The 24,574-nt window shown below is 64.7% G+C and carries 22 protein-coding genes, 1 tRNA gene and 1 pseudogene; 9 read left to right on the forward strand and 15 right to left on the reverse strand.

The genetic code is table 11. The features are described 5' to 3' along the window. Positions 1-12 precede the first annotated feature (12 nt). A tRNA-Lys gene (locus tag AC5P5V_RS14480) sits at positions 13-88 on the forward strand. A gap of 60 nt (positions 89-148) precedes the next feature. Here the strand turns inward: AC5P5V_RS14480 and AC5P5V_RS14485 are convergent. Both AC5P5V_RS14485 and AC5P5V_RS14490 read right to left on the reverse strand, forming a co-directional pair. Continuing rightward, positions 149-1,201, reverse strand: a complete 1,053-nt coding sequence (locus AC5P5V_RS14485) for a tyrosine-type recombinase/integrase (RefSeq protein WP_134968755.1) — start codon at positions 1,199-1,201, stop codon at positions 149-151. Continuing rightward, positions 1,201-1,413 (reverse strand): DUF4224 domain-containing protein, encoded by a 213-nt coding sequence (locus AC5P5V_RS14490; protein ID WP_369333468.1) that lies wholly within the window; start codon positions 1,411-1,413, stop codon positions 1,201-1,203. Before AC5P5V_RS14490 ends, AC5P5V_RS14485 begins: the two co-directional genes overlap by 1 nt. Before the next feature lie 83 nt (positions 1,414-1,496). On the opposite strand from AC5P5V_RS14490, the pseudogene AC5P5V_RS14495 reads away from it, so the two are divergent. From AC5P5V_RS14495 to AC5P5V_RS14505, 3 genes and pseudogenes are all read left to right on the forward strand, one after another. Then, positions 1,497-1,865: pseudogene (locus AC5P5V_RS14495) on the forward strand (DNA methyltransferase); the annotation flags it as partial. A 196-nt stretch (positions 1,866-2,061) separates the two neighbouring features. Continuing rightward, positions 2,062-2,340, forward strand: a complete 279-nt coding sequence (locus tag AC5P5V_RS14500) for a type II toxin-antitoxin system RelE/ParE family toxin (RefSeq protein WP_111175727.1) — start codon at positions 2,062-2,064, stop codon at positions 2,338-2,340. A 143-nt stretch (positions 2,341-2,483) separates the two neighbouring features. Then, positions 2,484-2,798 carry a HigA family addiction module antitoxin gene (locus AC5P5V_RS14505; RefSeq protein ID WP_111175729.1) on the forward strand — a complete coding sequence of 105 codons (315 nt, stop codon included), beginning with the start codon at positions 2,484-2,486 and terminating at the stop codon, positions 2,796-2,798. Positions 2,799-2,926: 128 nt separating this feature from the next. On the opposite strand, the gene AC5P5V_RS14510 is transcribed toward AC5P5V_RS14505, so the two are convergent. Then, a complete protein-coding gene (locus AC5P5V_RS14510) occupies positions 2,927-3,196 on the reverse strand; it encodes a hypothetical protein (RefSeq protein ID WP_134968753.1) in 270 nt (89 codons plus the stop codon). 325 nt (positions 3,197-3,521) lie between these two features. On the opposite strand from AC5P5V_RS14510, the gene AC5P5V_RS14515 reads away from it, so the two are divergent. Next, positions 3,522-3,785: a hypothetical protein gene (locus AC5P5V_RS14515; protein WP_134968752.1), complete on the forward strand. Its 264-nt coding sequence runs from the start codon at positions 3,522-3,524 to the stop codon at positions 3,783-3,785. 729 nt (positions 3,786-4,514) lie between these two features. Here the strand turns inward: AC5P5V_RS14515 and AC5P5V_RS14520 are convergent. The 4 genes from AC5P5V_RS14520 to AC5P5V_RS14535 form a co-directional block, all read right to left on the reverse strand. Beyond that, entirely contained in the window at positions 4,515-5,441 is a 927-nt protein-coding gene (locus AC5P5V_RS14520; protein WP_134968751.1) for a 2OG-Fe(II) oxygenase, read from the reverse strand. A gap of 233 nt (positions 5,442-5,674) precedes the next feature. Beyond that, positions 5,675-6,235: a hypothetical protein gene (locus AC5P5V_RS14525; RefSeq protein WP_134968750.1), complete on the reverse strand. Its 561-nt coding sequence runs from the start codon at positions 6,233-6,235 to the stop codon at positions 5,675-5,677. Positions 6,236-6,645: 410 nt separating this feature from the next. Continuing rightward, positions 6,646-7,866 carry a chymotrypsin family serine protease gene (locus AC5P5V_RS14530; RefSeq protein WP_134968749.1) on the reverse strand — a complete coding sequence of 407 codons (1,221 nt, stop codon included), beginning with the start codon at positions 7,864-7,866 and terminating at the stop codon, positions 6,646-6,648. A gap of 431 nt (positions 7,867-8,297) precedes the next feature. Then, positions 8,298-8,654 (reverse strand): hypothetical protein, encoded by a 357-nt coding sequence (locus AC5P5V_RS14535; RefSeq protein WP_134968748.1) that lies wholly within the window; start codon positions 8,652-8,654, stop codon positions 8,298-8,300. A gap of 1,033 nt (positions 8,655-9,687) precedes the next feature. Between AC5P5V_RS14535 and AC5P5V_RS14540 the strand changes: the two genes are divergently transcribed. Next, complete coding sequence (locus AC5P5V_RS14540; RefSeq protein WP_134968747.1) at positions 9,688-10,536, forward strand: alpha/beta hydrolase; 849 nt, start codon at positions 9,688-9,690, stop codon at positions 10,534-10,536. A gap of 82 nt (positions 10,537-10,618) precedes the next feature. Continuing rightward, the gene (locus AC5P5V_RS14545; protein ID WP_134968746.1) at positions 10,619-11,557 is read left to right on the forward strand and encodes an alpha/beta hydrolase; all 939 of its coding nucleotides are present in this window, start codon (positions 10,619-10,621) and stop codon (positions 11,555-11,557) included. A 37-nt stretch (positions 11,558-11,594) separates the two neighbouring features. On the opposite strand, the gene AC5P5V_RS14550 is transcribed toward AC5P5V_RS14545, so the two are convergent. Both AC5P5V_RS14550 and AC5P5V_RS14555 read right to left on the reverse strand, forming a co-directional pair. Continuing rightward, positions 11,595-12,020, reverse strand: coding sequence for a response regulator (locus tag AC5P5V_RS14550; RefSeq protein WP_061480336.1), 426 nt, complete (start codon positions 12,018-12,020; stop codon positions 11,595-11,597). Between the two features lie 93 nt (positions 12,021-12,113). Next, the gene (locus tag AC5P5V_RS14555; RefSeq protein WP_134968745.1) at positions 12,114-12,881 is read right to left on the reverse strand and encodes a CPBP family intramembrane glutamic endopeptidase; all 768 of its coding nucleotides are present in this window, start codon (positions 12,879-12,881) and stop codon (positions 12,114-12,116) included. Positions 12,882-13,030: 149 nt separating this feature from the next. Between AC5P5V_RS14555 and AC5P5V_RS14560 the strand changes: the two genes are divergently transcribed. After that, on the forward strand, positions 13,031-13,336 hold the full coding sequence (locus tag AC5P5V_RS14560) for a TFIIB-type zinc ribbon-containing protein (protein WP_134968744.1): 306 nt from the start codon (positions 13,031-13,033) through the stop codon (positions 13,334-13,336). An 89-nt stretch (positions 13,337-13,425) separates the two neighbouring features. On the opposite strand, the gene AC5P5V_RS14565 is transcribed toward AC5P5V_RS14560, so the two are convergent. From AC5P5V_RS14565 to AC5P5V_RS14590, 6 genes are all read right to left on the reverse strand, one after another. Beyond that, on the reverse strand, positions 13,426-13,938 hold the full coding sequence (locus AC5P5V_RS14565) for a GNAT family N-acetyltransferase (protein ID WP_134968743.1): 513 nt from the start codon (positions 13,936-13,938) through the stop codon (positions 13,426-13,428). 81 nt (positions 13,939-14,019) lie between these two features. Further along, entirely contained in the window at positions 14,020-15,009 is a 990-nt protein-coding gene (locus AC5P5V_RS14570; protein ID WP_134968742.1) for a copper resistance protein B, read from the reverse strand. Then, positions 15,006-16,817 carry a copper resistance system multicopper oxidase gene (locus AC5P5V_RS14575; protein WP_061480341.1) on the reverse strand — a complete coding sequence of 604 codons (1,812 nt, stop codon included), beginning with the start codon at positions 16,815-16,817 and terminating at the stop codon, positions 15,006-15,008. Before AC5P5V_RS14575 ends, AC5P5V_RS14570 begins: the two co-directional genes overlap by 4 nt. A 75-nt stretch (positions 16,818-16,892) precedes the next feature. Further along, positions 16,893-17,273, reverse strand: a complete 381-nt coding sequence (locus AC5P5V_RS14580; RefSeq protein ID WP_231352260.1) for a CopL family metal-binding regulatory protein — start codon at positions 17,271-17,273, stop codon at positions 16,893-16,895. A 170-nt stretch (positions 17,274-17,443) separates the two neighbouring features. Next, positions 17,444-19,246 (reverse strand): DNA helicase RecQ, encoded by a 1,803-nt coding sequence (gene recQ / locus AC5P5V_RS14585; RefSeq protein ID WP_134969486.1) that lies wholly within the window; start codon positions 19,244-19,246, stop codon positions 17,444-17,446. A 563-nt stretch (positions 19,247-19,809) separates the two neighbouring features. Beyond that, entirely contained in the window at positions 19,810-20,358 is a 549-nt protein-coding gene (locus AC5P5V_RS14590) for a Dps family protein (RefSeq protein ID WP_006439098.1), read from the reverse strand. 86 nt (positions 20,359-20,444) lie between these two features. Between AC5P5V_RS14590 and hrpA the strand changes: the two genes are divergently transcribed. Next, entirely contained in the window at positions 20,445-24,527 is a 4,083-nt protein-coding gene (gene hrpA, locus AC5P5V_RS14595) for an ATP-dependent RNA helicase HrpA (RefSeq protein WP_134968967.1), read from the forward strand. Positions 24,528-24,574 lie beyond the last annotated feature (47 nt).

Genomic DNA, 24,574 nt, shown 5'->3' on the forward strand with positions numbered 1-24,574 from the left:
GGGCAGTGCAATGGGCCGTTAGCTCAGTCGGTAGAGCAGAAGACTTTTAATCTTTTGGTCGAAGGTTCGAATCCTTCACGGCCCACCATATGCACCAAGGGTTTCAGCCCTTCCCCCTCGCTCCGCAAAATATCGACCGCTCCGCAATTCACTTCGTCGGGCTGGTCAGCGCACCGCGGCGCTTCCGCACATAGATCTCTGTCGTGGTCACCGACTGGTGGCCGAGCTGCTGCTGTGCCTTCCGAATATCGCCAGCCGAATCGGCCTTGTCGGTGCCTGCCTTTGCCCGCAGATCCCGGAACTGGAACGCCGCCTTGGGCACGCCTGCGCGCTCGCGCGCTGCGTCAAACCGGCTCCGCAGCTGACCCTTGCTGAGGGGCTGGCCGTATTCGTCCAGCAGCAGCGCCGTGTGCACAATGACCGCGCCCTTTTGCTTGCCGCGCCGCTTGAACGTCCTGGCGCTGAAGCGCACCAGCAGCTCGGCCAGCTCACCCTCGATGGCAATGCGCAGCTTGTGCTTTGTCTTGTTCTGGCTGATATGCAGGAAGCCATCGCGCACGTCTCGCCGATCCATGCTGAGAGCATCGGACGGCCGCTGGCCAGTCAGGTAAGCCAGATCCAGCGCATCGCGCAACGGCTGATCTGCTGCATCCCACACTGCCCGGTATACGTCGTCCTCGACGTACACATCGCGGCCCGCTTCGCCGTAACCACGCACGCCCTTGCAAGGGTTTTCCGCGTCGGTGAAGCCCCATTCCCTACACTTGTTCCACAGATGACTCAGCAGCGCCTTCTCGCGGTTGGCGCTGACCATGGCCACCGCCCCGTTCTTGGTTCGCCAGTCAAGGTACTGACGAACGTGTAGCGGCCTGATCTTGGCCAGTGGCGCAGGCGGATTGCAAAAGAATTCTTCGAGCTTCGCCAATTCCGCCAGATTGACCTTGGCCGTTGATGCGCGCTTCTTCGGGATGACCAATTGCTTGTACCGCTTGGCAGCGTCGCGAAAAGTAACGATTTCCGGCACTGCTGCCTCGGTCGCCATCAGCTCGGCCCACTTGCGCACAGCCTCTGGATAGCTCTTGCCCAGTGCTGTTTCGCGGCGCGGCTTGCCGCCGTGGTCGAAGAAGTAATACGTGGTCTTGCCCCGCACGCGCTTTCGCATGTGTGGGATGGCACCAGGATCCTTAGAGCGCCGTCCCATTACGCTGCGGACCTCATAGCGTTGCTTGACCAAGCGCCATCTGCCTCGGGGGCCTTCTTCGCCGAGCCATCGACTGCCGACCACATGACCACCGGCCATCCGGCCGCGTTGATGGTATGCGGGATGCCATTGCGGGCCAGGTTCTGAATCTGCCTGCGCTTGGTGTGTGCGCCTGTTAGCTCGGCCACATCGCCGTGTGCGCCAGGACGCATAATCTTGTCAGCCGCCGACACGGCGCACCTCCCGATGCGAGGCCAGGAGCGGCAGCTGCAGCACGTTCTCTGGCAGTGTCGGCTGGCGCGGCATCACCGTATGGGACAAGACTGAAGGTGTGCGGCCGCAGTTGGGGCGGTTTCGGAATCAGGCCGAGTACGTGGTCTGGGGCAGCAAGGGCCACATGCCCCTCGGTCGACGGGCGCCGGTGCTGCCCGGGGTCATCCGGGAGAAGGTGAGGAAGGCCGACAAGCACCACATGACCGGTAAGCCAACCGACCTGATGCGGCAGCTGGTGCAGATCTGTGAGGAAGGCGGGCGGATCCTGGATCCGTTCGCCGGCTCTGGCACGACGCTGGTGGCCGCGGATCTTGAGGGCTACAGCTGGACCGGCATCGAGATGACGAGGCACTACTTCGACGTGGCTCGGTCCCGACTGCCCAGCCCGTAACCCTTCCACATTCCAGCCCTTCACAAGCCGCCGACAGGCGGCTTTCTCGCATCTGGCAGCATGGTTCATTTCCCGGCCGCTGGCACGAACGGCCTTGGCTAGGTCCCTGCCGAATCCCGAAACAGTATCCAAAACTGCTTGCAGTGTACTGTGTATCGATATATGATACACCCAGTCGCCAACGAAGGAGCCGCCATTGATACGAACGTACGCAGACAAGGACACGGAACGAATAGCCAGCGGCAAGAAAGTTAAAGCCCTGGCTAATCTGGAAAAACAGATTCTACGAAAGCTGGTCTATCTCAACGCTGCGACTTCACTACTTGACCTGAAGGCCCCTCCAGGCAACAGGTTGGAAGCCCTCAAAGGCGACAGGTCAGGGCAGTACAGCATTCGCATCAATGACCAGTTTCGGATCTGTTTCAAGTGGAAAGATGGCGACGTTTACGATGTAGAGATCACCGACTACCACTGATCTGACAAGGCGCCGGGAATGCCTGGCGCCAGCTCCGGCCCTGAGACGTTCCGGCGCTGCATTAGTTCAAGTTCGTTCCACCATATAGAAGCCCACCAAATAGGAGGCGCCGCACCCACAACCTGCGGCGAACTACAAAGCACATGACACGCGCCAACGCAAAAACTGCTATCGCGCTCCCCGCTATCCATCCGGGAGAAATCCTTTCCGAAGAGTTCCTGGTCCCGCTGGGCATGTCCGCACGCGCACTGGCCGCCGAGATCAATGTCACCCCGGCCCGCGTTTCTGAGATCATCGCCGGCCGTCGCGGCATCACCGCCGATACCGCGCTTCGTCTGGGACGCTACTTCGGCACCACGCCACAGCTGTGGTTGAACCTGCAAACGCAGTACGACCTGTTGACCGTTAGCGTGGAACTGGCGGATGTGATCGACCACATCAGCCCCAGGGCCGCGTAATCTGCCGGCTCAAGGGCATAGATGCGGCGTCTTCCGCACCCTCTGGCGACTGGAACCCCTGCCTTGCGGCAGGGGTTTCTTATGTCTGATGCACCGGGAGATTGCCGCCTGTGGGGCACGCCAACTGCTCAGTCCCGCCGCAGTAAGGGCAACAGGCACTCTGCCACCTTGTAGCCCGCGTCGCGGCACTCTGCGAACCCGATGCTCTGCCACACCGTGCCTGCTACAGCACCGACGATAGCCAACATGATGCACCAGGCCATGAGCGGGCGCGGCTTGACCTCCTCGGCATTCATATAGCCGGCGAACCGGCGCAGCCCGGCCCCGATGAGCGCAACGGCGATGCCACCGGCGGCACCAATGCCGGTCCAAATTCCCAACGAGAGACCATCAGACATACACACCTTCCTCAATAGATTTGTGGATTCCCCCTGAGCGTGAGGTATCGGCGAGACGGGCCGCAACTTGAGTGCCCAAAGATGAGGGATGGGGATTCCCGGAGGCCACGGAATATGCGGCTACGCGAGCTGGGCTGACCGGAGGGGGCATTGCTGGTCTGTGTGTAGATGTGGGACGAGTACGACACGAATTCGCATCAACGAAGTCAAAGATCGCCGAAACCAGCTGCGGTTTGTCAGGCGATGCTCAATGCCCCGCGCGCGCACTCGTCTCCCCGCCATGCCTGCGGGCTTGATAGGGCGGTTTCCCTGCAGCCCCTGCAACTTGCCGAAAGTCCTGCCCTACGTGGGCTCCTGTTCCATGGGCAGCATGGTTCGCCGCCTGCAGATCCCTGCGCTCGGGCAGCTTTGGTGCGGCCAGGGCACTGCTGGTCTGTCGCTGATGAGCGGCCGGAATTCTTCATGTGCCCACCGGAAACAGGCAATCTGTTGGGCCATCTCGCTGGAGCCGACCTATGTCGTTGAATTAGAAGAAGGATTTGAGGTTGCTTGGGAAGGCAATGTGCCGATAATCGGTGCGGGGCGCTGATGCAATGTTATTGATTCATAAAGAAAAATTTCAGGAGGAAGATTGCCCTGTCTCTTAGTAATCTGATTGCAGTTTGATTGCTCATTAGTTGCCAGTGGAGCTGATTCATAACTATATGAATTTGAACGGTATTTGGTGCTTTTCGCTGGGGCGTTACAGAAATTGCCTCTTCCCGATGGGCATCTGAAAATTTCCCTCTATAAGGGCGGGGTACCCATCTCTCTATCCGCTCACGCGCTTCCTCTCTTTCCCTCTCGCTTACCTGCGTTGCCTGGCTGTGTGATCCCAGTCCCTGCGACGGCCAGCCGTATCCTGCACGTCATGGCACTTCCCGACGGCTTCTGGGACAACGCGCTCGGCCAGCAAGCCTGAGGAGCCGCAGACCGTCATTTCCTATGATGGCGTGTGGATCGTCAGCATGTCCCAACGGGTGGACGACGGCTCGTGGTTCGCTTCGCTCGACCGTCACCGATATGGTCCGGGCAGCTCTGCCCGGAGCTGCAGCAGTTTTGAGCAGGGGCAGGCCGGTGCGGAGCTGTGGGTTGCCCGGCATCAAGCAAGGCTCCGCTCCGACGTGGCTGCATTGACCAAGTACCGCCAAGCGGTGCGCGCCAACAGGCTGGCCAGGACCGCTGTGGTTCTGCCATTCAGTTGGATGGCAGGGGAGTAGGCTGCCTCCCGGCCCGGCCGGGTGCGGGCGATGCGAAGGAGCCTTCGGTACTTCCGGTGCTACCGCGCGTGGCGCAGACGAAGGAAGGCTCGCTTTGCCCAGTAGAGAAGCGTGCCCCCCAGGCCAGAGTCCTGGGCGTTGCGTAGGGCGGCATTCTCGGAATAGAGCTGCCGGATATGGGCATCGCGTTGCGCGATCACGTCCTTGGCCCATGCGACGTCGTGCGCGCTCAGCACGTAGCCCGTGGTGAAGTAATCTGGTAGCTGGCGCTTGACGTAGTGAACCGTGTGCCGCTCCACCGTTTCTGCGGCAGGTCGAACCTCGGTGTAGAAGAAGAGCGCAATCGATCGCCGGGTGCGCTGAGCGTGTGCTGCCGGTAGACGAACCTGGCTGAAGCCATGCCAGGAGTGTTCGGAGGTCGCGAAGATCGCGCAACGATTGAACGTTGGCGGCACTTGCCTCTCGGCGTTTGACGTGGTCCAGGGATCACGGAACAGCTCAAACGAGCCACCCCATTCCGCTTCCCAGGACGGATTCAGATAGAGGACGACGTTGAGACGACGGTGCCAGGGTTCGACGGGGTGGAAATTGGCATCGATGTGCGGGTCGAGGCTGGTCCCGTCTCTGCTTTCATGGGTTCCACCGCCGAGGTACCACGGATCGTAGATCAGACCGTCAATCCCGGTCAGCCTCGATAGCAGCAACAGAAACTCGGGGCTCCTGATGCAATCGTCGAGTTGACGATAGGCGGCGCCCAGAGAGCGCACGGCCTCGACGGTGGACTTCCCGCCAGGTGTTCCGTCGTCTCCCATGGAGTTGCCGCAATCAAAGGGCGGGAATTGCTCGGAGAGAAGTTCCGCGAAGTCCAGGTCGAGGAAGTCATCGATGACCAGGTGGGGGAACGGGACTCCGCATCGGAACTCTGACTGCAGCTTCTCCGCGTTGGCAACAACGCTGGGATTCAATATGGAGGTACCTGTCTGCATCGACCTGGCCTCTACGCCACCTTTGGGAAGCGAAGTCTAGGTGGTGCAGATCAGCGATCCCTGCGGTGCAATGGAGAGTTTCAAACTATTCCTAACGCTTTAATGACTTGCTGGGGATTCGCAGACCCTGTCCTCGTTCTGATGCATGCTGGAAGCGACGGTCGCAGGCGCGGACAAAGACCTCGAGACCGCTAGCGGAGTGGTTACCAGATCTTTTTCCTTGCCACTGACCGTCATAAGCTGAAAGCATGCCGGGTGTAGGCTCCCGTCCCTCCCCAGCGACTCTGGAGGTCCGATGCGACCTTCCAGAGCTCCGAGTAAGGCACGTGATGCACTTGGATGATTGCTGACTCCGGGAAGTAGGGGGAGTCGTAGAGATCCACGCTGATCTCTTGCTCCCATGGAACTCGAATGTCGTTCTGCGCGCAGGCTATTCCAAGTTCCCGAAGCGCTTCCAGGGTCGTCTCGACAACAACTCCATGGTCTGAACCTAACTCGTCCAGCTCATTCAGCGCGAAGAACGCAGCGACGGACTTGTCTTTGGTGAAGCTCAGCCAACTGTGCCTGTAGCCGGAAGAGTCCATCGCAGTGAAGGTCAGAGCGTTCTGAACGCACCTGCCGACGTAGATGTCAGTGTCTCCTGCAAAGACCCGAGTGTCTCCTGCATGAAACTGTGCCTCGCGTTCCTCGCCCTTTCGCGCAACACCTTGCCGAGTCTCCCACTGATGCGAGGTCATGCCGCGATAGATCTTCATCGAGGTTGTGTCATCTTGATCAGCAGAAAAATAGACCATGAAGATTGGTTCCAGATTGGGGGGGCGAGTGTCGGCCAGATCAGCGAGATCCAGGACGGGAGAATTCAGTCGGACCATAAGCAACCGCAGGCGTTTCACGGAATGCGGCCGGGAAAGAGCGCGGATGTAGGCTACTGATCCTAAACGATGGCCTAGCCATCTTTTAATCTTCTGGTCGAAGGTTCGAATCCTTCACGGCCCACCATTGCGAGACGAGGGTCTCGGAGCGATCCGGAGCCCTCTTCTTTTCCGCAATCGCCGATCTTTTCGCAGGATCAATGCGACCGTAGCATGAACACTTCGATGCGGGACGGAGGCCGCCCTTGCAAGGCGAATGGCGATGGATCCCGGCAGTGATGTAATCCTCTGCCGGGAATCCGCGATCAAGCGCCGAGGAGGGGCCGTTAACCCTATTCGGGGCCGAGCACCGAGATCGCCCCCCATGGCATTGCAGTAACTCCCTTGCAATCGCCCTTCAACGGGGTAGTGGAGTTGGCCTTGGACACGATTCCGTACCCATTGTTTCCCTGGAAGATGGCCGCGCCACTGTCACCTTCTCCGCACGCCAGCTGATTGCCTGTGATTCGTATCCAGGCATTGGCACAGGGGAGGTTCTCGCCGGGGCCGAAGGCGATGCCGGGGTTGTGCTTGATATCCACCACATCTCCACAACCGTAGCCGCTTCTTACTCCACGGAAGCACATCTCCTGGCCGACCTTTGCGTTGGTCCACATGTACATGATCGACCGCCTGCTGTAGTCGGACGTGGAGGTGCCATAGACCTCTCTCAATGTCGTGTGGGAGCCCACCGTATGCCATTGCACATCGTGACTGGCATCCTCGATGCCGTCGACGTAGGTGAGTGGTAGCGTGTACTTGTCCGTTCCAGTGGCGTAGTTTCCGTAGATGAAGTCGTTTGGACAATGACCGGCTGTGGTGATGCCCCTTTGCCCGGTAGCGGTGTGCTTCACAGGAAAGCCGCTCGTGCAGTAGGAATTGTTGCTTTGAAGCACCGCGCCGCCTACCACGTACGCGGCATTCCGCGATCTGGGATTGTCCGCCTCAAGAATGATCTGGAAGCCTGTGACGCGCTCAAGCTTGCGTACGTTCGTCCTCAGACTATTGGCAAGTGCAGCGTTTCCCTCAATCAGTATCACGACGCGGTTGTCGCCCGGGAAGCCGGAGATGCCGGTAACCCCAGGGATCAGGCTGTAGATCAGTGGCGTATGGCGTTCGAGTATCTGGTAGAACTCCCGCTCGGTGTGAACGTTGCCGGTTTCGAAGGTGACGCGCGTGGTCCCGCTGTCTGTCCCGATCAACCGATCGGGCACTGGGCTGTTTCCGGTCAGCTCCACCAGGATGTGCTGATCGGGGGTATGCCTCAGTGATATTGCTGACAGGCGGTCCGCGAACTCGGCGCTGAGACTTTCGAAAGTCTCATTGAGTTCTCCTTGGACTGCCAAGCGTGTAATCGCCGCGTCCACCGAAACTTCAGGATGCTTTGCAGTGTAGGCATGAACGAGTGTCTCCATTTCCTTTTCGGCATCCGAATTGGCGGGAGGCATCTGCGCGGAGAGATTTCCCGAGGCAATGACGAGCGCTGCAACGGACGCGAGAGATTTCCATTTCATCTGAACTTCCTTGTGAGGACGGATTGAATTCGTGCCACTCAGTTTCTTGAAAGAGTATTGAGAATATGCGGACGCCTGTCGCGGATTTGCGTCCGGGTTCTCATTCCCCGTGGCGAGGATGGCGATATTTTCCGACGGAGCAGATTCTGATCAGCATGAATGCGCCAGAATGTCCTGCTACGCGGCAGTCAAGAGCATGCGGAGATGGGCACCAGCGACTCGGTTGGCACCGAATTCGGGCTGTCGACTGCGCTCCTGTTCCAGCGAGACAAGGAGGCTGCCGGGATGCTCTGCAGCACAGGCCTGCTGTACAGACAAGTTGGACAGCGCCAACGGACACGCCGGGCTGAATGTTGCCGCGCAGACAATCGGCGCGCAGTACGGATGCAGCCGGTCTGGCGAGCATCGGTCGATTCGTTGCAGAGCGGCGCCTACTCCGGCCGCACGTCCCGGCACACCAGCTCGGCCAGACTGCGGCAGGCAAAGAACAGCCCTTCAACCACGCAGGCATCCAGATGCCGGTCCGGCGTGGCCATGGCCCGGCAGCGGTCGGCGGCGTGCAGCATTTCCGCCACGGTCAGCATGCCGATGGCGGCCCGTTCCACCCGCGACAGGGCAACCCCGCGCCCTGTTGAAACGCTGGTTTCAGGCCAGGGCAGGCCATCGGCGCCTTCGCCCGCGCGGATGCGCTTGAGGCAGCCCAGAAACGTGCTCAGTTCGGGGGAAGGGTTGTCGTCGTCATCGTGGGTGCTGGCGGTGTATGAAGCATGGGGCGGACGGTCGGTCATCTCGGCTTCCTCGGCTCTGGAGTGGGCGTGCCACCGCGCAGGGCGGGTGGCGGGCGATGCGTGGCTGCAAGCCGGAATGACATCACGCAGTAACCGGCGGGTCCGAAGACCCCCACGCAGCGCCCGCCATGAAGGCCGGCGGATCACCCACCGACACGGTCCAAAGACAGTGTCGGCGGGTGAGCGCAAACAACATGCTTACGGTCATCACGGGCTTGCAGGCCCGCTGCCACCCGTTGTCGGTGGCGCTGCATGGTGTTTACGCCTGCGCCTGGAGCTCAATGAGGGATTTTCCGAGGAACGATGCGGAATCCGGGCGCGCGACGATGGTGGCGCAGGCCGCGCCGACGCAGCAAGCGACAGGGCGCGACGCATGTGCTCAGGCGCTTGGCCGGTCGCGTTGGACAATGTCGGTAACTGCCGCTGACGGCACGTTTGCCGTGATGGGGGACGTGGAAAGTGGGCGCCACGTTTGCCAGCCGCGGTGGTACGGAACAGCGGGTAACGCACTCAAAAATCGGTGCATCTGCGACGTCCAAGGTGCTGTAGAGCCGAGTCATGCTCGGCTGCGGTTTGCGCGGCGGGCTGAGCCGAGCGTGGGCTCGGCTCTACAGAGATCTGTCCCATCCGCGACGGTTGAACTGTTGTAGAGCCGAGCCATGCTCGGCTGCGATTTGCGCGGCGGGCTGAGCCGAGCGTGGGCTCGGCTCTACAGAGATCTGTCCCATCCGCGACGGTTGAACTGTTGTAGAGCCGAGCCATGCTCGGCTGCGGTTTGCGCGGTGGGCTGAGCCGAGCGTGGGCTCGGCTCTACAGTGATCCGTCCCATCCGCGACGGTTGAACTGTTGTAGAGCCGAGCCATGCTCGGCTGCGATTCGCATGGGAAACCGAGCCGTACCCGGTTGCGCGCGGGGAGGTTATCCCCCGCATGGCATGGATCTATGCATCTGGCAGGGATGCTGAGCGTGCAGAAGCCGCCAATGCCTGCCGCTGGGCGCTATGCTCGGCCTCTTTCCCAGGACGGGTCACCCCATGCGCTTGATCATGCTGTCGCTGTTGTTGTCCGCCGTCTCCGTCGCGCCGTTGATGGCCGCCGAACCGGCGCCGTCCGCACAATCAGCGGCCGCAACCCCGCTGGTGATCGGCGAAACCTTCACCATCGAATCGAAGGCGCTGGGTGAAACCCGCCGCATCAATGTCTACCGCCCGCAGCCCTGGGGCCTGGACCCGAAAACGCCGCTGCCGGTGCTCTACATGCCCGACGGCGGCATCGGCGAGGACTTCCTGCATGTGGCTGGGCTGGTGCAGGTGCTGACCGGCAACGGCAGCATGCGCCCGTTCCTGCTGGTCGGCATCGAGAACACCGAGCGCCGCCGCGACATGACCGGCCCCAGCAGCGATCCGCAGGACCAGAAGATCGCCCCGCGCATCGGTGGTTCGGCGGACTACCGCGCGTTCCTGCGCGATGAACTGATGCCGCAGGTCCGCCAGCGCTACCCGACCACCGACGAGCGCGCACTGATCGGCGAGTCGCTGGCCGGCCTGTTCGTGGTGGAAACACTGCTGCAGGAGCCGATGCTGTTCAACAGCTACATCGCGCTGGATCCCAGCCTGTGGTGGAACCGCGGCGCGATGCTGGCCGGAGTGGCCAAGCAGTTGCCTGCGGTGACGCGTGCGCAGCCGCACGTGTTCCTGGCCAGCAGTGGGCAGCCGGAGCTGGCCGCATCCACTGCACGACTGGCCGAGTTGCTGCAGCAGGCTTCGCCGTCGCCGCTGGTGAAGTACCTGCCGTTGCCGGAAGAAACCCACGCTACGATCTATCATCCAGCCGCACTGCAGGCGCTGCGCACACTGTTCCCGGCGCCGCCGGCCTCGCCCTGACCGCACTGGCAGCGGGTTGCGCACCATGCAAGGATGCGGCAGCGGCGCCATCCGGTGCGCCGCCCGCAATGGGAGCCTGTGGATGCAGCGTATGCGTGGATGGAGTGTGGCGGCCTGCCTGGCCGTGAGTGGCTGTGCGATGTCGGTGGCGCCGCCGGCAGCGCAGAGTGAAGCGAAGGAGAGCCCGGCCGCCGCTGTGTCGGGCGTGGTGCTGCCGGATACCGAAGCGCTGCGCGTGCACGATCCGATCGGCCGCGATTATCCGGTCTGGGTGGCGTTGCCGGCCGACTACGCCGCACATCCGGAAAAGCACTATCCGGTGCTGTACGTGACCGACGCGCTGTACAGCTTCCCGCTGGTGCGCAGCGTGCGCAACCTGGTGGGCCAGAAGGGTGTCAACCTGGAGGATTTCATCCTGGTCGGGCTGCCGCCGCAGGAAGGCCTGACGTCCAAGCAGAGCCGCTCGCGCGATTATACGCCCAGCGATCCGGCGCGCACCGATCCGCGTGACTACAGCGACGACGTCAGCTACGGCGGCGCGGCGCACTACCGCGATTTCCTCGCTGAGCAGGTGCTGCCGATGATCGATGCGCGCTACCGCACCGATCCGGCGCGGCGCGCCTATGCCGGTCATTCCTATGGTGGCTTGTTCGGTGCCTACGTGCTGACCACGCGCCCGGACATGTTTCACAGCTACATCCTGTCAAGCCCGTCGCTGTGGTTCGACAACCATCGGGTGCCGCGCATGCAGGCCGAGGCCAAGGCGCCCACGCAGCCGACCACGGTGGTGCTGTCGATCGGCAGCTTCGAGACGGTGAAGCCGGAGCCGCGTTATTTCACCCGCAACGACATGCTGCGCCACAACGCAGAATTCGCCGAGCAGCTGCGCAGCAGCGGGCGATCGTTGAAGGTGGAGAACATGGTGATCGATGACGAGGATCACTTCACCGTGTATCCGGACATGATCACCCGCGCGCTGCTGAAGGTGTTCCCGGGTACCGGACCGTACAGCAGCGGTTGATTGCAGGTTCAATCCACGCCATGCGTGAATGATTGCCTCAGGCCGCGCTGGCCTGCGGCGGCGGCATCAACGTGGCATCCGCTGCATGGCGGAAGCACAGGCGGATGGCATCGAGCAGCTCGCTCATGCTGTACGGCTTGGGCAGGAAGTGGATGCCGGCGCGCAGCTGCGGCAGCACATGATGCTGGTCCATGCCGGAGGTGACCAGGATCGGCAGCTGCGGCAGATGCTCGCGCACGCGGTTGGCGGTTTCGATGCCGCTGATCCCGCCCAGGCAGACGTCGGTGAACAGCAGGTCGAACGGCTCGCCGGCGTTGAGCAGGCCCAGCGCGGCCTCTGCACTGCTGACAGCGGTGACCTGGCAGGCCTGGCTTTCCAGGGCGAGGCGGCTGAGTTCCTGGGTTTCCTCGGCGTCCTCGATCAGCAGGACGCGCGGTTCCACAAAGCGCTTGGACAGCAACATGACGCGGCAACTCCGGACAACAGGGGAGCAAAAGGCGCGCAAGTATGCGCAAGCCGGGGGTGATCCCGGCGTGCACGGCAGGCTAAGTGGGCGTTACAGCCGATGCTGCTGCCGGCGGCGCACCTGCCAGGCCAGCACCGCCAGCGCCAGCAGCGCGGTGCCGATACGCAGGCTGGTGGCCTGCCAGCCCAGCGCGACGGCGTCGTCGAGGCTGAACGCGTTCCACGCCATGTTCATCGATACATGCAGCACCAGGCCGCACCACAGGGTGTCGCCGTCCAGATGGTCGAGCCAAGCGAAGATGAAGCCGCCCAGTGCGATGACCGCGCCGACGAACAGGGCAGTGCCGCCGCCGTCGAAGCCGCCGAAGCCCAGCCAGTGCACCCAACCGAACAGCAGCGCCTGCGGCAGCGCAAGCAGGGACCACGGGCCACGCATGAGCTTCACCAGCAGCACGAAGCCGAGGCCGCGGAACAGCAGTTCCTCGGCCAGTGGGAACAGCACGGCGAGCATCGTTGCATCCAGGGTGGTCAGTGCGGTGTTGGGCGTGCCCAGCAGCGCCAGGCCCAGCCAGCAGGGCAGGCTGGCCAGCAGTACCCACATCGGGCCGCTCCAGCCGTTGCCGCGCAGCCCCAGGCTGGCCATCAGGCCTACCCCATGGGGGCGCAGCAGTGCGGCCAGCAGCAGTGCCAGCAGCACGGCCAGTGCGTTGTCCAGCAGGCTGCCGCCGTAGGGCATGGGCAAGGCGGGAATCGGCGCGCCTGCGGCCGCAGCGACATCGCGCAGATTCAGGCCAACGCCGACGCCGAGCAGCACCAGCAGCAGGCGCGCGGCGCTGGGCAGGCGGGACAGGACGGTCATGCACGCACTCCCTGCGGAACCAGCATGCAGTGTGGAAGGGACCGGGCACGCTGGCACGCGCCGGAAGTCCCTGTGCCATCGGTCATGTGTTGCCGCACAGTCATCACAGGACAGGTAAAGTCGAAACCAGACCGAGAGGAGCAATGCCGATGCTGTGCCCCGTGTGCAAGACCCAGACCCTGCAGATGGCCGAACGCCATGGCATCGAAATCGACTATTGCCCTGGCTGCCGTGGTGTCTGGCTGGATCGTGGCGAGCTGGACAAGATCATCGAACGTGCCGGTGCCGGTGCGGCCGTACCGCCGCCAGCCGTGCAGGCTCAGCCGGCGTCCGCGCCGCCACCAGTGATGCACCGTGATACCCGCCACCTCGGCCAGCGCTACGAGGACAACCGTGGCCACGGCTACAAGAAAAAGAAGAAGGAGAGCTTCCTGTCGGAGCTGTTCGATTTCTAGGCGCTTCGCTCTTTGTAGCGTTGAGCCATGCTCGACTGGCTGTTGCCGCCAATAGTCGAGCATGGCTCGACTCTACAGGGGCCGCATGATCACGGCCGGCGCAGGATGAACTCGCGGTCGCGCGTATCCCCGACGATGAAGTCGTACTCGCCGACCTTGCTGCAGCCGTAGCGCGTGTAGAAGCGCTGCGCGCCGAAGTTCTCCTCCCAGACGCCCACCCACAGGGTGCGGCGCTGCGGCTGGTCCAGCCAGGCCATGAACGCGTCCATCAGGCGCGCGCCGTGGCCGCCGTTCTGGTAGTCGGCCAGGATGTAGAAGCGCTTCAGTTCGATGTCGCCTTCGCAGGCCTCGGCATGCGGCAGGGTGTTGGCACCGGCAGCCAGGTAGCCGACCACGTTGTCGCGGTCCATCAGCAGCCAGATCGCGCTGCGCGGGTCGGACAGTTCGGCGCGCTGCGGTTCGCTGCTGTAGTGCGCCTGCAGGAAATCCTGCAGCTCCTGCGCCGGATACGAGTCGCCCCAGGTTTCGTTGTAGGTGGCGATGGCGATGGCCGACAGCGCATCGACATCGGCCAGGGTGGCGCGGCGGATCTGCAGCGACATGGCGGAGCCTGCATTGGAACGTGGCGCAGTGTAGCCGGCCCCGGCGTTTGCCGGGGCTGGCGGTTGCTCACAATCCGCTGATCAGAACCACATGCGAACGCCGGCCACCCAACGCGTGTCGCGCGCGTGGTCACCGGCGTAGTCGGCGGTGTCGCCAAACGTGCGCTCGTGGCTGATGCCGATGTACGGCGCGAAACGGCGGCTGAACTCATAACGCAGGCGCAGCCCGGCTTCGACCTTGTTCAGTCCGCGACCAATGCCGTACTCCGGTTCATCCTTGGCTGCGATGGTGGCTTCCAGCAGCGGCTGCAGGATCAGGCGGTTGGTCAGCAGTACGTCGTACTCGACCTCGGCCTTGGCCAGCAGCTGGCCGCCAGAACCCATGTACAGCGTGGCCGAGCTCTCGAACTTGTACGGCGCCAGGCCCTGGATGCCGATGGCCGCCCAGGTGCGCGAGTCGGCCGGCCGGAAGTCCTGGCGCACGCCGACCAGCACGTCCCACCACGGCGATACGCTGCGACCATACAGTGCTTCCAGTGACGACGACTCCGTGCGGCCGCGGCTGCGTTCGCCATCGGTGCGCAACCACAGGCGGTTGATGTTGCCACCGATCCAGCCGGTGGCCTCCCAGGCCTGGCCGGTGCTGTTCTTGCCGTCCCAGTGTTCGAGGCGATCGATCAGCAGCAGGCTGTTGATCTGCGGTGCATGCTCCATCGCACCGTGCGCGATCGGTGGGAATGCGGCAGCGCGGTCGGCATCGGTGGGAACCGGGATCGGCTCGCGCGGTTCGATCGGTGCAGGCGTGCCGTGACCCATCGCCTCGTGGTCCATCTGTGAATGATCCCTCTTCGAGTGGTCCATCGTGGAGTGGTCCATGCCGGCGTGATCCGCCGCGCCCATGTCCATCTTCGAATGATCGACCTGTTCGACCGGCGCCTTGGCAGACTTCGCGGTTTTCGCGGTCGGATCCATCGCGGCCATGTCATGCCCGGCATGCGACTGCGCGAACACCGGCCATGCCGCGGCCAGGCCCAGGGCCAGCAGGCTGGGGGAAAGCAGTGAGCGGCTCATTCTTCGATCCTCACTTCGCGCATCATGCCCGCTTCCATGTGGTAGAGCAGATGGCAGTGGTAGGCCCAGCGACCGAGCGCATCGGCACGCACGCGGTAACTGCGGCGGGTGCCGGGTGGCATGTCGATGGTGTGCTTGCGCAGCTGGAATTCGCCCTGCGCGTTCTCCAGATCACTCCACACGCCGTGCAGGTGGATCGGGTGCTGCATCATGGTGTCGTTGACCAATACGATGCGCATGCGCTCGCCGTAGTTCAGTCGCAGCGGCTCGGCGCTGGCGAACGGAATGCCATCGAATGACCAGGAGAACTTCTCCATATGGCCGGTCAGGTGCAATTCGATCTCGCGGCTCGGCTCGCGGCCATCGGGGTCCTCGAACAGGCTGCGCATCGCGCCGTAGGTGAGTACCTGGCGACCGTTGTCGCGCAGGCCGATGCCGGGGTCGTCCAGCTTTGGTTCGGTGGCTGAGCTCTGCATGTCCACCAGCGGGTTGTTGCGTTCGCTGGCCGGGTGCTTTGGCGCCTTGCTGGCGGTATCGGCGCCAGCCTGTGCCCCGTGGCCCATGCTGGCGCCGCAGCCGCCTTCCATGCCCTTCATCGCGGCCATGTCGTGGCCACCATGGCCACCACTGCCCATGCCATGGCCCATGTCGGCCATGGTCAGCAGCACGCGCGGGTCGCGCTCGGGAATCGGCGCCTGCAGGCCGTGGCGCACCGCCAGCGTGCCGGCGGCGTAGCCGGTGCGGCCCATGTCCTGGCAGAAGATGGTGAACGCGTCCTGCCCGGTCGGTTCCACCAGCACGTCGTAGGTTTCGGCCGGCGCGATGCGGAACTCATCGATGCTCACCGGGTGGATGTACTGGCCGTCGGCAGCGACCACGGTCATCTTCAGACCGGGGATGCGCACGTCGAAGTAGGTCATCGACCCACCGTTGATGAAGCGCAGCAGCACCTTTTCGCCACTGCGGAACAGGCCGGTCCAGTTGCCGGCCGGGGCGGTGCCGTTCATCAGGTAGGTGTAGGTATTGGCATTGACGTCGGACAGGTCGGTGGGCGTCATCCGCATCCGGCCCCACATGCCACGGTCGGACAGCGCTGCCGACCAGCCATCGCGCTTCACGTCACGCAGGAAATCCGGCAGCGTGCGCATGTAGTAGTTGTCGTACGCCGCCAGCTTCTTCATGCGGCGGAACAGGGCGCCTGGGTCCATGTCGGTCCAGTCGGACAGCATGATCACGTGCTCGCGGTCGTGCCGGTACGGCGCCGGCTCGGCGGGATCGATGATCAGCGCGCCGTACAGGCCGGCCTGTTCCTGGAACATCGAGTGGCTGTGGTACCAGTAGGTGCCCGACTGCTTCAGCTCGAAGTGGTAGTGGTAGGTCTCACCGGGGCCGATGCCGTTGAAGCTCAGGCCGGGCACGCCGTCCATGTTGGCCGGCAGCAGGATGCCGTGCCAGTGGATCGAGGTCGGGTGGCGGTCCAGGGTGTTGCGCACGAACAGATCCACGGTCTGGCCTTCACGCCAGCGCAGGATCGGTGCGGGCAGCGAGCCGTTGACGGTGATCGCAGGACGGGTGCGGCCAGTGAAGTTGGCCAGCGATTCGCCGATGGCCAGTTCGATGCGGGTGTCGCTGAGCACGGCGGGGGCGCCGGCCAGGCGTGGGGCGGCAGTGGCGGCGGCGAGCGCGCGCTGCGGCACGCCGACAGCGGCGATGCCGGCAACCACGCCACCGGCGGCCAGGCCCTGTACGAACAGGCGGCGCGACGGCATGGGCACAGCGCCCGGACCGCGGGGGATGCGGGTATTCATGGTGGTGACTCCAGACACGTAAAGACGCCGGCAGGCGGCCGGCTGCGGTGCGCAGGGCGCACGGTGCGTGTGGAATCAGCCGATGGGAGGGCGTGAGATCGGCGGCAGCGGCGGCGCCGGCCGGCCGGTGGCCGGCATCGGCTGCGGGGCCAGCGACAGTGCCGGGCCGGCCATGAACGGCAACGGCTGCACCACCAGCAGCGGGTGCTGGGCGCAGCTGCGCACGCAGTCCTTGATCTGGCAGTGGGCGTCGTGGGCCGGGGCCTTGGCCTGCGGGGCCGGGTCGGCCTGCGTGCCGACGTGGTGGTGGCAGTCGGCATCGCCGCCATCAAGGGCGGCTACCGCGTGGGCCATCCGCCCCATTTCTTCGTGACCACGGGCCATGGCCGCGTTCAGCCCGTTGAGCAACAGGCTGAGCATGAGCACGACACGGAGCAGGGTCGAGGCGAGGGACATGGCGCTAATCTAGCCGCAAGCGGCTGCGGATGCACTTCCGGCTGAATGGCCGGTTCAAGGTTGGACCTGCACCAATGTAGAGCCGAGCCCACGCTCGGCTGCTTCTGCGGGAACGGTAGCCGAGCGTGGGTTCGGCTCTACAGGGGTACCAGCGCACGGTTGGCCCGGCACTACCCTTCTTCACGCACGATCTCGACCAGGCGCGGGCCGTAGCGGCTCAGCTTGGTACCGCCGATGCCGCCGACCCGGGCCAGTTCGTCCAGGCTGGTCGGGCGCCGCTCGGCGATGTTGCGCAGGGTGCTGTCGTGGAAGATCACGAACGCCGGTACGTTCTGTTCCCGGGCCAGTTCGGCGCGCAGGCCGCGCAGCGCGTTGAACAGGGCCAGGTCCTGCGGCAGTACCGACAGGCCGGTGCGCTGCGCACTGCGCTCGCGTCCGCTGCTGCTGGCCGGGTCGCGGCGCATGCTGATCTGGCGGCGGCCGGTCAGCACGTCGCGGCTGGCATCGGTCAGGCGCAGGCCGCCGTGGCCCTCGCTGTCCACTTCCAGCAGGCTGGCGGCGACCAGCTGGCGGAACACGCTGCGCCAGGTGCGTGCATCCAGGTCGCGGCCGATGGCATAAGTGCTCAGCTTGTCGTGGCCCTGCTGCCTCACCTTCTCGTTCTCGCTGCCGCGCAGGATGTCGATCAGGTGGCCGACACCGAAGCGCTGGCCGCTGCGGTAGACGCAGCTCAGCGCCTTCTGTGCCGGTATGGTCGCGTCCCACGAGGCCGGTGGCGTCAGGCAGTTGTCGCAGTTGCCGCACGGTTGGGGGTAGGTTTCGCCGAAGCCGGCCAGCAGCACCTGGCGGCGGCACTGCATTGATTCGCAGTAGCCCAGCAGATGGTCGAGCTTGGCCCGCTCCAGCTGCTTGCGCTCTTCGCCCGCCTCGGACTGCTCGATCATCTGCTTGAGCAGTACCACATCACCCAGGCCGTAGCACAGCCAGGCCTCGGCGGCTTCGCCATCGCGGCCTGCGCGTCCGGTTTCCTGGTAGTAGCCCTCCATCGACTTGGGCAGGTCGGTATGCGCGACGAAACGCACGTCCGGCTTGTCGATGCCCATGCCGAAGGCGATGGTGGCACACATCACGATGCCGTCCTCGCGCAGGAAGCGGCGCTGGTTGCTGGCGCGCACTTCCGGCGGCAGGCCGGCGTGGTAAGGCAGAGCGTTGAAGCCCTGGCCGCAGAGGAATTCAGCGGTCTCCTCGACCTTGCGCCGCGACATGCAGTAGACGATGCCGGCCTCGCCACGGTGGCCGCGCAGGAAGTCGGTCAGCTGCTTGCGGGCGTTGTCCTTCTGCACCACGGTGTAGCGGATGTTGGGGCGGTCGAAGGAACTGACAAAATGGCGCGCTTCCTGCAGATCGAGGCGCTCGGCGATCTCGCGCTGGGTCGGCGGGTCGGCGGTGGCGGTCAGCGCGATCCGGGGGATCTGCGGCCAACGCTCGTGCAGCACGGTCAACTGGCGATATTCGGGGCGGAAGTCATGGCCCCACTGCGACACGCAGTGTGCTTCGTCGATGGCGAACAGGGCGATCTGGCTGCGCGACAGCAGCGACAGGAAACGCCCGGTCAGCAGCCGCTCAGGGGCGACATACAGCATGTCCAGTTCGCCGGCGAGCAGCTCGCGCTCGACGCGGCCGGCGGTCTCGGCGTCCAGGGTTGAATTCAGGTACTCGGCGCGCACGCCGAGCTGGCGCAGGGCTTCGACCTGGTCCTGCATCAGTGCGATCAGCGGCGAGATGACGATGCCGCAACCGTCACGCAGCAGGGCCGGGACCTGGTAGCACAGCGATTTGCCGCCGCCGGTGGGCATCAGCACCAGGGCGTCGTGACCGGCAGCCACATGCTCCACGATGTCCTGCTGCGGACCACGGAAATCGTCGTAACCAAAGACGCGTTGAAGCAGGTCGTGCGCGGGACGGGAAGCCATCCGGCTAGTTTACTCCGGAGCGAGGGGTAGGGGTTCGGCAGGGCTGCGCCCTGCACCCGCTGCAAGCCAGTGCAACGTCAAAGGCAACAGCCGGCTCTGGGGTGATTCGTGGTTTGGTGGGGCGGTGTCGGATTGCGGGGACGCCGCAAGTACGTCCCTGTAGGCTTGGCAGCCGCATCCATGCGGCTGACACCCCGCAATCAGACACCGCCCCACCTTCGACAGTTTCCCGCGGCCGTTGGTGGGTGTCGACCTTGGTCGACACATCTGTCAGATATCGACAAACAAAATGGGGTCAGATCCCGTTTTCCTGCGGAAAACGGATCTGACCCCAATGGCTTTGCCGGCAGATCGCGGAAATCTGTCGAAGGCGGGGTGGGTCCGGTTGCGGGGGCGTGAGCCGCATGGATGCGGCGACCGAGCCTACATGGACGTATTCACGGCGTCCCCCGCAACCGGACCCACCCCGCCAACCCACAGGAAACCCGCTTTTGCTCCGGCCGTTGCCGTTGCAGTTGCCTCTGCGGGTGCAGGGCGCAGCCCTGCCGAACCACCCCCAACTCTTACTGGAGCAGGGAGCGCAGCATCCAGGCGTACTTCTCGTGGGTCTGCAGGCGCTGGGTCATCAGATCCTCGGTCGGGGCGTCGTCCCCTTTGGCCGCCACGTCCAGGACTTCACGTGCCGTACGGCATACCGCTTCGTTGGCGACCACCAACTGGCGTACCATTTCACGCCAGTCCGCACTGTCGGTCAGGCCCGGTTCCTCGGCGATCGAGGTCAGCGCAGCGAACTCCCGGTAGGAGCCCGGGGCATTGAAGCCCAGCGCGCGGATGCGCTCGGCCACGTCGTCCAAGGCCGCCCACTGCTCGGTGTACTGCGTCTCGAACATGGTGTGCAGCGAATTGAACATCGACCCGGTCACGTTCCAGTGGAAGTTGTGCGTCTTCAGGTAGAGCGTGAACGCGTCGGCCTGGAAGCGCGACAGACCGTCGGCGATCTTCTTGCGGTCGCCCTGGGTGATCCCGATATCGATGTTCGGTGCCGACGGTGCAGCCGCTGCAAGCTTCTGCTTGCCGGTCTTGGCCTTGGTCGTGCTCTTGGTCTTCGCCATGGGGTTCCTCCTTGTGGAATCGTTGGCCTTCACAATAAACCGGTCGTGATGACTGGTCGCTTTCAAAGTTTTGAACGAACCGATTGATGAACTCTATCGATAAAAATCCATCGCCCCGCCTGCGCCGACAGCGCGCCGCCATCGACGGCGCCATGAGCCGCGACCGGGGCCGTTTGCTGGGAATGCTCTCGCGTTGCCAGGCCAAGCCGCAGGATGCGGCACTGGCCGCTACTTTCGAGCAGGCCTTGCAGGCGTCGGTGCAGCGCCGGCAGGTGCGGGCGCAACAGCAGCCGTCCATTACTCTGGACCCGCAGCTGCCGATTGCGCGTGAAGCCGATGCGATCATCAAACTGATCCGCGACCACCAGGTGGTGGTGATCGCCGGTGAAACCGGTTCGGGCAAGACCACCCAGCTGCCGAAACTGTGCCTGGCCGCAGGCCGTGGCCAGGCCGGCATGATCGGCTGCACCCAGCCGCGACGGATCGCCGCACGTGCGGTGGCCAGCCGCGTGGCGCAGGAACTGCAGAGCGAACTGGGCCAGCTGGTAGGCTACCAGGTGCGCTTCAATGACAAGGTCAGCGACGACAGCCGCATCAAGTTCATGACCGACGGCATTCTGCTGGCGGAGATCGCCAGCGACCGCTGGTTGTCGAACTACGACACGATCATCGTCGACGAGGCACACGAACGCAGCCTCAACATCGACTTCCTGCTGGGCTACCTGAAGCAGCTGCTGCGCAAGCGCCCGGACCTGAAGCTGATCGTCACTTCGGCCACCATCGACACCGAACGCTTCGCCCAGCATTTCGACAATGCGCCGGTGATCAGCGTCGAAGGCCGTACCTACCCGGTGGAAGTGCGCTACCGCGCGCTGGAAGGCGAGGGCGAAGACCAGGGCGAGCGCACCGTCAACGATGCCATCGTGTCGGCCATCGACGAGATCACCCGCCTGGACGCACGCGGCGACGTGCTGATCTTCCTGCCGGGCGAGCGCGAGATCCGCGATGCGCACCAGTCGCTGGAACGGCGCAAGTACCGCAATACCGAGGTACTGCCGCTGTACGCACGCCTGTCCAACCAGGACCAGGACCGGGTATTCAACCCCGGGCCGAACCGGCGCATCGTGCTGGCCACCAACGTGGCCGAGACCTCTTTGACGGTGCCACGCATCCGCTACGTGGTCGATCCGGGCTTCGCCCGCGTCAAGCGCTACAGCCCGCGCAACAAGCTGGATCGCCTGCACATCGAGCCGATCTCGCAGGCCAGCGCCAACCAGCGCAAGGGTCGCTGCGGTCGTATCGCCGAAGGCATCTGCTACCGCCTGTATGCCGAGGCGGATTTCCAGGCGCGGCCGGAGTTCACCGATCCGGAAATCCGCCGCTCCAGCCTGGCCGGCGTGATCCTGCGCATGCTGCAGCTGGGCCTGGGCCGCATCGAGGAGTTCCCGTTCCTGGAGGCACCGGACGAGCGGGCGGTGGCCGATGGCTGGCAGCAGCTGACCGAGCTGGGCGCGATCGATGCCGAGCGGCGCATGACCACCATCGGCAAGCAGATGGCGCGCCTGCCGGTGGACGTGAAGCTGGCGCGCATGCTGGTCGCCGCGCAGGCCGCCGGCTGCCTGCGGCCGATGCTGGTGATTGCCTCGTTCCTGGGCATCCAGGACCCGCGCGAACGCCCGCCGGAAGCGCGTGGTGCGGCCGACAGCGCGCATGCGCAGTTCGCCGATGGCCGCTCCGAGTTCGTCGGCGTGCTGCGCCTGTGGGATGCCTACCGGCAGGCCCATGAAGACCTGACCCAGTCCAAGCTGCGCGACTGGTGCGGACGTCATTTCCTCGGCTTCCTGCGCATGCGCGAGTGGCGCGAGCTGCATCGCCAGCTGCGGCTGCTGTGCGAGGAACTGGGCTGGAAGGAAGAGGCCAGCGAGGCGTCGATGGCACCGTTGCTGGCCGGCAGCAGTGCGCCGGCACCGGCGCGTGATGACGCGGCCGCAGTAAAGGCCACCCGCGGCCAGTTGCATCGTGCCGCGCGCCTGGCCCGCGAAGGCAAGGCCGAGGCCGCACCGGCACCGGTGGCCGTGCGCGCGCAGAAGGAACAGGCGCCCGTGGGCGGCGGCTTCAGCGAACGTGTACGCGCTGCTGCCTACCAGACCCTGCACCGGGCACTGGTGGCGGGCCTGCCGACGCAGATCGGCCACCGCACCGAGAAGGGCGATTTCCAGGCACCACGCCAGCGCCGCTTCCTGCCGTTCCCCGGTTCGGCGCTGGCAAAGCGGCCACCGCCGTGGCTGCTGGTGGCCAACCTGCTGGATACGCAGAAGGTATGGGGCATGACCCTGGCCGCGATCGAGCCGGACTGGGTGATCGCCGAACTGCCGCACCTGCTGCTGCGCAAGCACTTCGACCCGCACTGGTCGCGCGCGCAGGGCCAGGTGCTGGCGTCTGAGCAGATCAGCCTGTTCGGCCTGGTGCTGGCACCGAAGAAGCCGGTCCATTACGGCCGCATCGCGCCGGGCGAGGCGCATGACATCTTCGTGCGCCAGGCACTGGTGACCGGCGAGATCAATACCCGCGCCAGTTTCGTCGCCGACAACCAGAAAGTGCTGGAGGTCGCGCGCGAGGAAGAAGCCAAGCTGCGCCGCGCCGGCATCGTTGCCGACGAAGACTGGCAGGCACGCTGGTACCTGGACCGGGTGCCGCCGCAGATCCACTCGGCGGCGGGACTGGATAGCTGGTGGAAAGGGCTGGCGCCGGAACAGCGCAAGGCGCTGCACTGGTCGTTGGCAGACCTGTTGCCCGGTGAGGGCAGCGAACAGGAGCGCTATCCGAAGTACCTGGCGCTGGGCCAGGCGCGCTTGGCGCTGCACTACCGCTTCGAACCGGGGGCCGACGACGATGGCGTCACCCTGGACGTGCCACTGCACCTGCTCAACGCGTTGGACCCGGTGCAGCTGGGCTGGCTGGCGCCGGGCTTTGTCGCCGACAAGGCCTCGGCACTGATCCGCAGCCTGCCCAAGGCGATGCGCCGCAACTACGTGCCGGCGCCGGACTTCGGTCGCGCGTTCTACGAGGCCTTCCCGCAGCCCAGCGCGGATGCCATCACCGGTGAGCTGGCGCGCTTCCTGTCACGTGCGACCGGCGCGACGGTGACCGCACTGGATTTCGAGCCGGGTTCGATCGAGCCACACCTGCACATGAACCTGCGGCTGCGCGACGAACAGGGCAAGGTGCTGGCCACCTCGCGTGATCTGGAAGCGCTGCGCGCGAAATTCGGTGGCCGTGCTGGCGATGCCTTCGCCGCGCGTGCCGGGCGCGAGATGGCGGCTGACGGCCTGCGCACGTTCCCGGCCACGCCGATTCCGCTGCAGGTACCCGGTGAAGCCGGCGTGCCGGCCTATCCGGCGCTGCTGGACGAGGGCGACAGCGTGGCGCTGCGCATCTTCGCCGACCGCCAGCAGGCGCAGGACGCCCATCCGCTGGGCGTGCGCCGCCTGCTGGAGATCGCCCTGGCCGACAAGGTGAAGCAGGCACGCAAGCAGCTGCCGGTCGGTGCCAAGACCGGCCTGTTGTATGCCGCGATCGAATCGCAGGAGCGCCTGCGTGGTGACCTGGTCGATGCAGCGATGAACGCGGTGCTGGCCGAGGGCCTGGAAGACATCCGTGATGCGGCGGCCTTCGAGCAGCGCCGCGAGCATGCCGCCAAGGCCCTGTTTGGCGAGGCGATGTCGCGGCTGAAGCTGGCCGAATCCATCCTGGCGCTGGTGGCGGAGCTGAAGCCGATGCTGGAGGCGCCGCTGATGGGCTGGGCGCGCGGCAACCTGGACGACATGGAAGCGCAGCTGTCCGGGCTGATCCACCCCGGCTTCCTGCGCGACACGCCGGCCGACGCGCTGGCGCAGTACCCGCGTTACCTGAAGGCGATGATCCTGCGCACCGAACGTGCCAAGCGTGATCCGCCGCGTGACCAGGCGCGCATGCTGGAACTGCATCCGTTCCTGGAAGCGCTGGAGGCGGGCGAGCAGCAGGGCCTGCGTGATCGCCCGCAATGGCAGGCGCTGCGCTGGGATCTGGAAGAACTGCGGGTATCGCTGTTCGCGCAGGAGCTGGGGGCACGCACCGGTATCTCGGCGAAGAAGCTGGCGCAGCGCGTGGCTGCATTGCGCCAGGCCTGAGCGCGCCCAGATCGCCCCCTCGGGCGACCGTGGCCGGCCGGGCAGGG

This window comes from Stenotrophomonas sp. YJH_SMC_130 (assembly GCF_059369035.1).

Bases quoted from the DNA above. Each gene is read 5' to 3' on its own strand.
- AC5P5V_RS14485 (WP_134968755.1), bottom strand. From the start codon at position 1,201: ATGGGACGGCGCTCTAAGGATCCTGGTGCCATCCCACACATGCGAAAG.
- AC5P5V_RS14490 (WP_369333468.1), bottom strand. From the start codon at position 1,413: ATGCGTCCTGGCGCACACGGCGATGTGGCCGAGCTAACAGGCGCACAC.
- AC5P5V_RS14505 (WP_111175729.1), top strand. From the start codon at position 2,484: ATGACACGCGCCAACGCAAAAACTGCTATCGCGCTCCCCGCTATCCAT.
- AC5P5V_RS14510 (WP_134968753.1), bottom strand. From the start codon at position 3,196: ATGTCTGATGGTCTCTCGTTGGGAATTTGGACCGGCATTGGTGCCGCC.
- AC5P5V_RS14520 (WP_134968751.1), bottom strand. From the start codon at position 5,441: ATGCAGACAGGTACCTCCATATTGAATCCCAGCGTTGTTGCCAACGCG.
- AC5P5V_RS14525 (WP_134968750.1), bottom strand. From the start codon at position 6,235: ATGGTCTATTTTTCTGCTGATCAAGATGACACAACCTCGATGAAGATC.
- AC5P5V_RS14530 (WP_134968749.1), bottom strand. From the start codon at position 7,866: ATGAAATGGAAATCTCTCGCGTCCGTTGCAGCGCTCGTCATTGCCTCG.
- AC5P5V_RS14535 (WP_134968748.1), bottom strand. From the start codon at position 8,654: ATGACCGACCGTCCGCCCCATGCTTCATACACCGCCAGCACCCACGAT.
- AC5P5V_RS14540 (WP_134968747.1), top strand. From the start codon at position 9,688: ATGCGCTTGATCATGCTGTCGCTGTTGTTGTCCGCCGTCTCCGTCGCG.
- AC5P5V_RS14545 (WP_134968746.1), top strand. From the start codon at position 10,619: ATGCAGCGTATGCGTGGATGGAGTGTGGCGGCCTGCCTGGCCGTGAGT.
- AC5P5V_RS14550 (WP_061480336.1), bottom strand. From the start codon at position 12,020: ATGTTGCTGTCCAAGCGCTTTGTGGAACCGCGCGTCCTGCTGATCGAG.
- AC5P5V_RS14555 (WP_134968745.1), bottom strand. From the start codon at position 12,881: ATGACCGTCCTGTCCCGCCTGCCCAGCGCCGCGCGCCTGCTGCTGGTG.
- AC5P5V_RS14560 (WP_134968744.1), top strand. From the start codon at position 13,031: ATGCTGTGCCCCGTGTGCAAGACCCAGACCCTGCAGATGGCCGAACGC.
- AC5P5V_RS14565 (WP_134968743.1), bottom strand. From the start codon at position 13,938: ATGTCGCTGCAGATCCGCCGCGCCACCCTGGCCGATGTCGATGCGCTG.
- AC5P5V_RS14570 (WP_134968742.1), bottom strand. From the start codon at position 15,009: ATGAGCCGCTCACTGCTTTCCCCCAGCCTGCTGGCCCTGGGCCTGGCC.
- AC5P5V_RS14575 (WP_061480341.1), bottom strand. From the start codon at position 16,817: ATGAATACCCGCATCCCCCGCGGTCCGGGCGCTGTGCCCATGCCGTCG.
- AC5P5V_RS14580 (WP_231352260.1), bottom strand. From the start codon at position 17,273: ATGTCCCTCGCCTCGACCCTGCTCCGTGTCGTGCTCATGCTCAGCCTG.
- recQ (WP_134969486.1), bottom strand. From the start codon at position 19,246: ATGGCTTCCCGTCCCGCGCACGACCTGCTTCAACGCGTCTTTGGTTAC.
- AC5P5V_RS14590 (WP_006439098.1), bottom strand. From the start codon at position 20,358: ATGGCGAAGACCAAGAGCACGACCAAGGCCAAGACCGGCAAGCAGAAG.
- hrpA (WP_134968967.1), top strand. From the start codon at position 20,445: ATGAACTCTATCGATAAAAATCCATCGCCCCGCCTGCGCCGACAGCGC.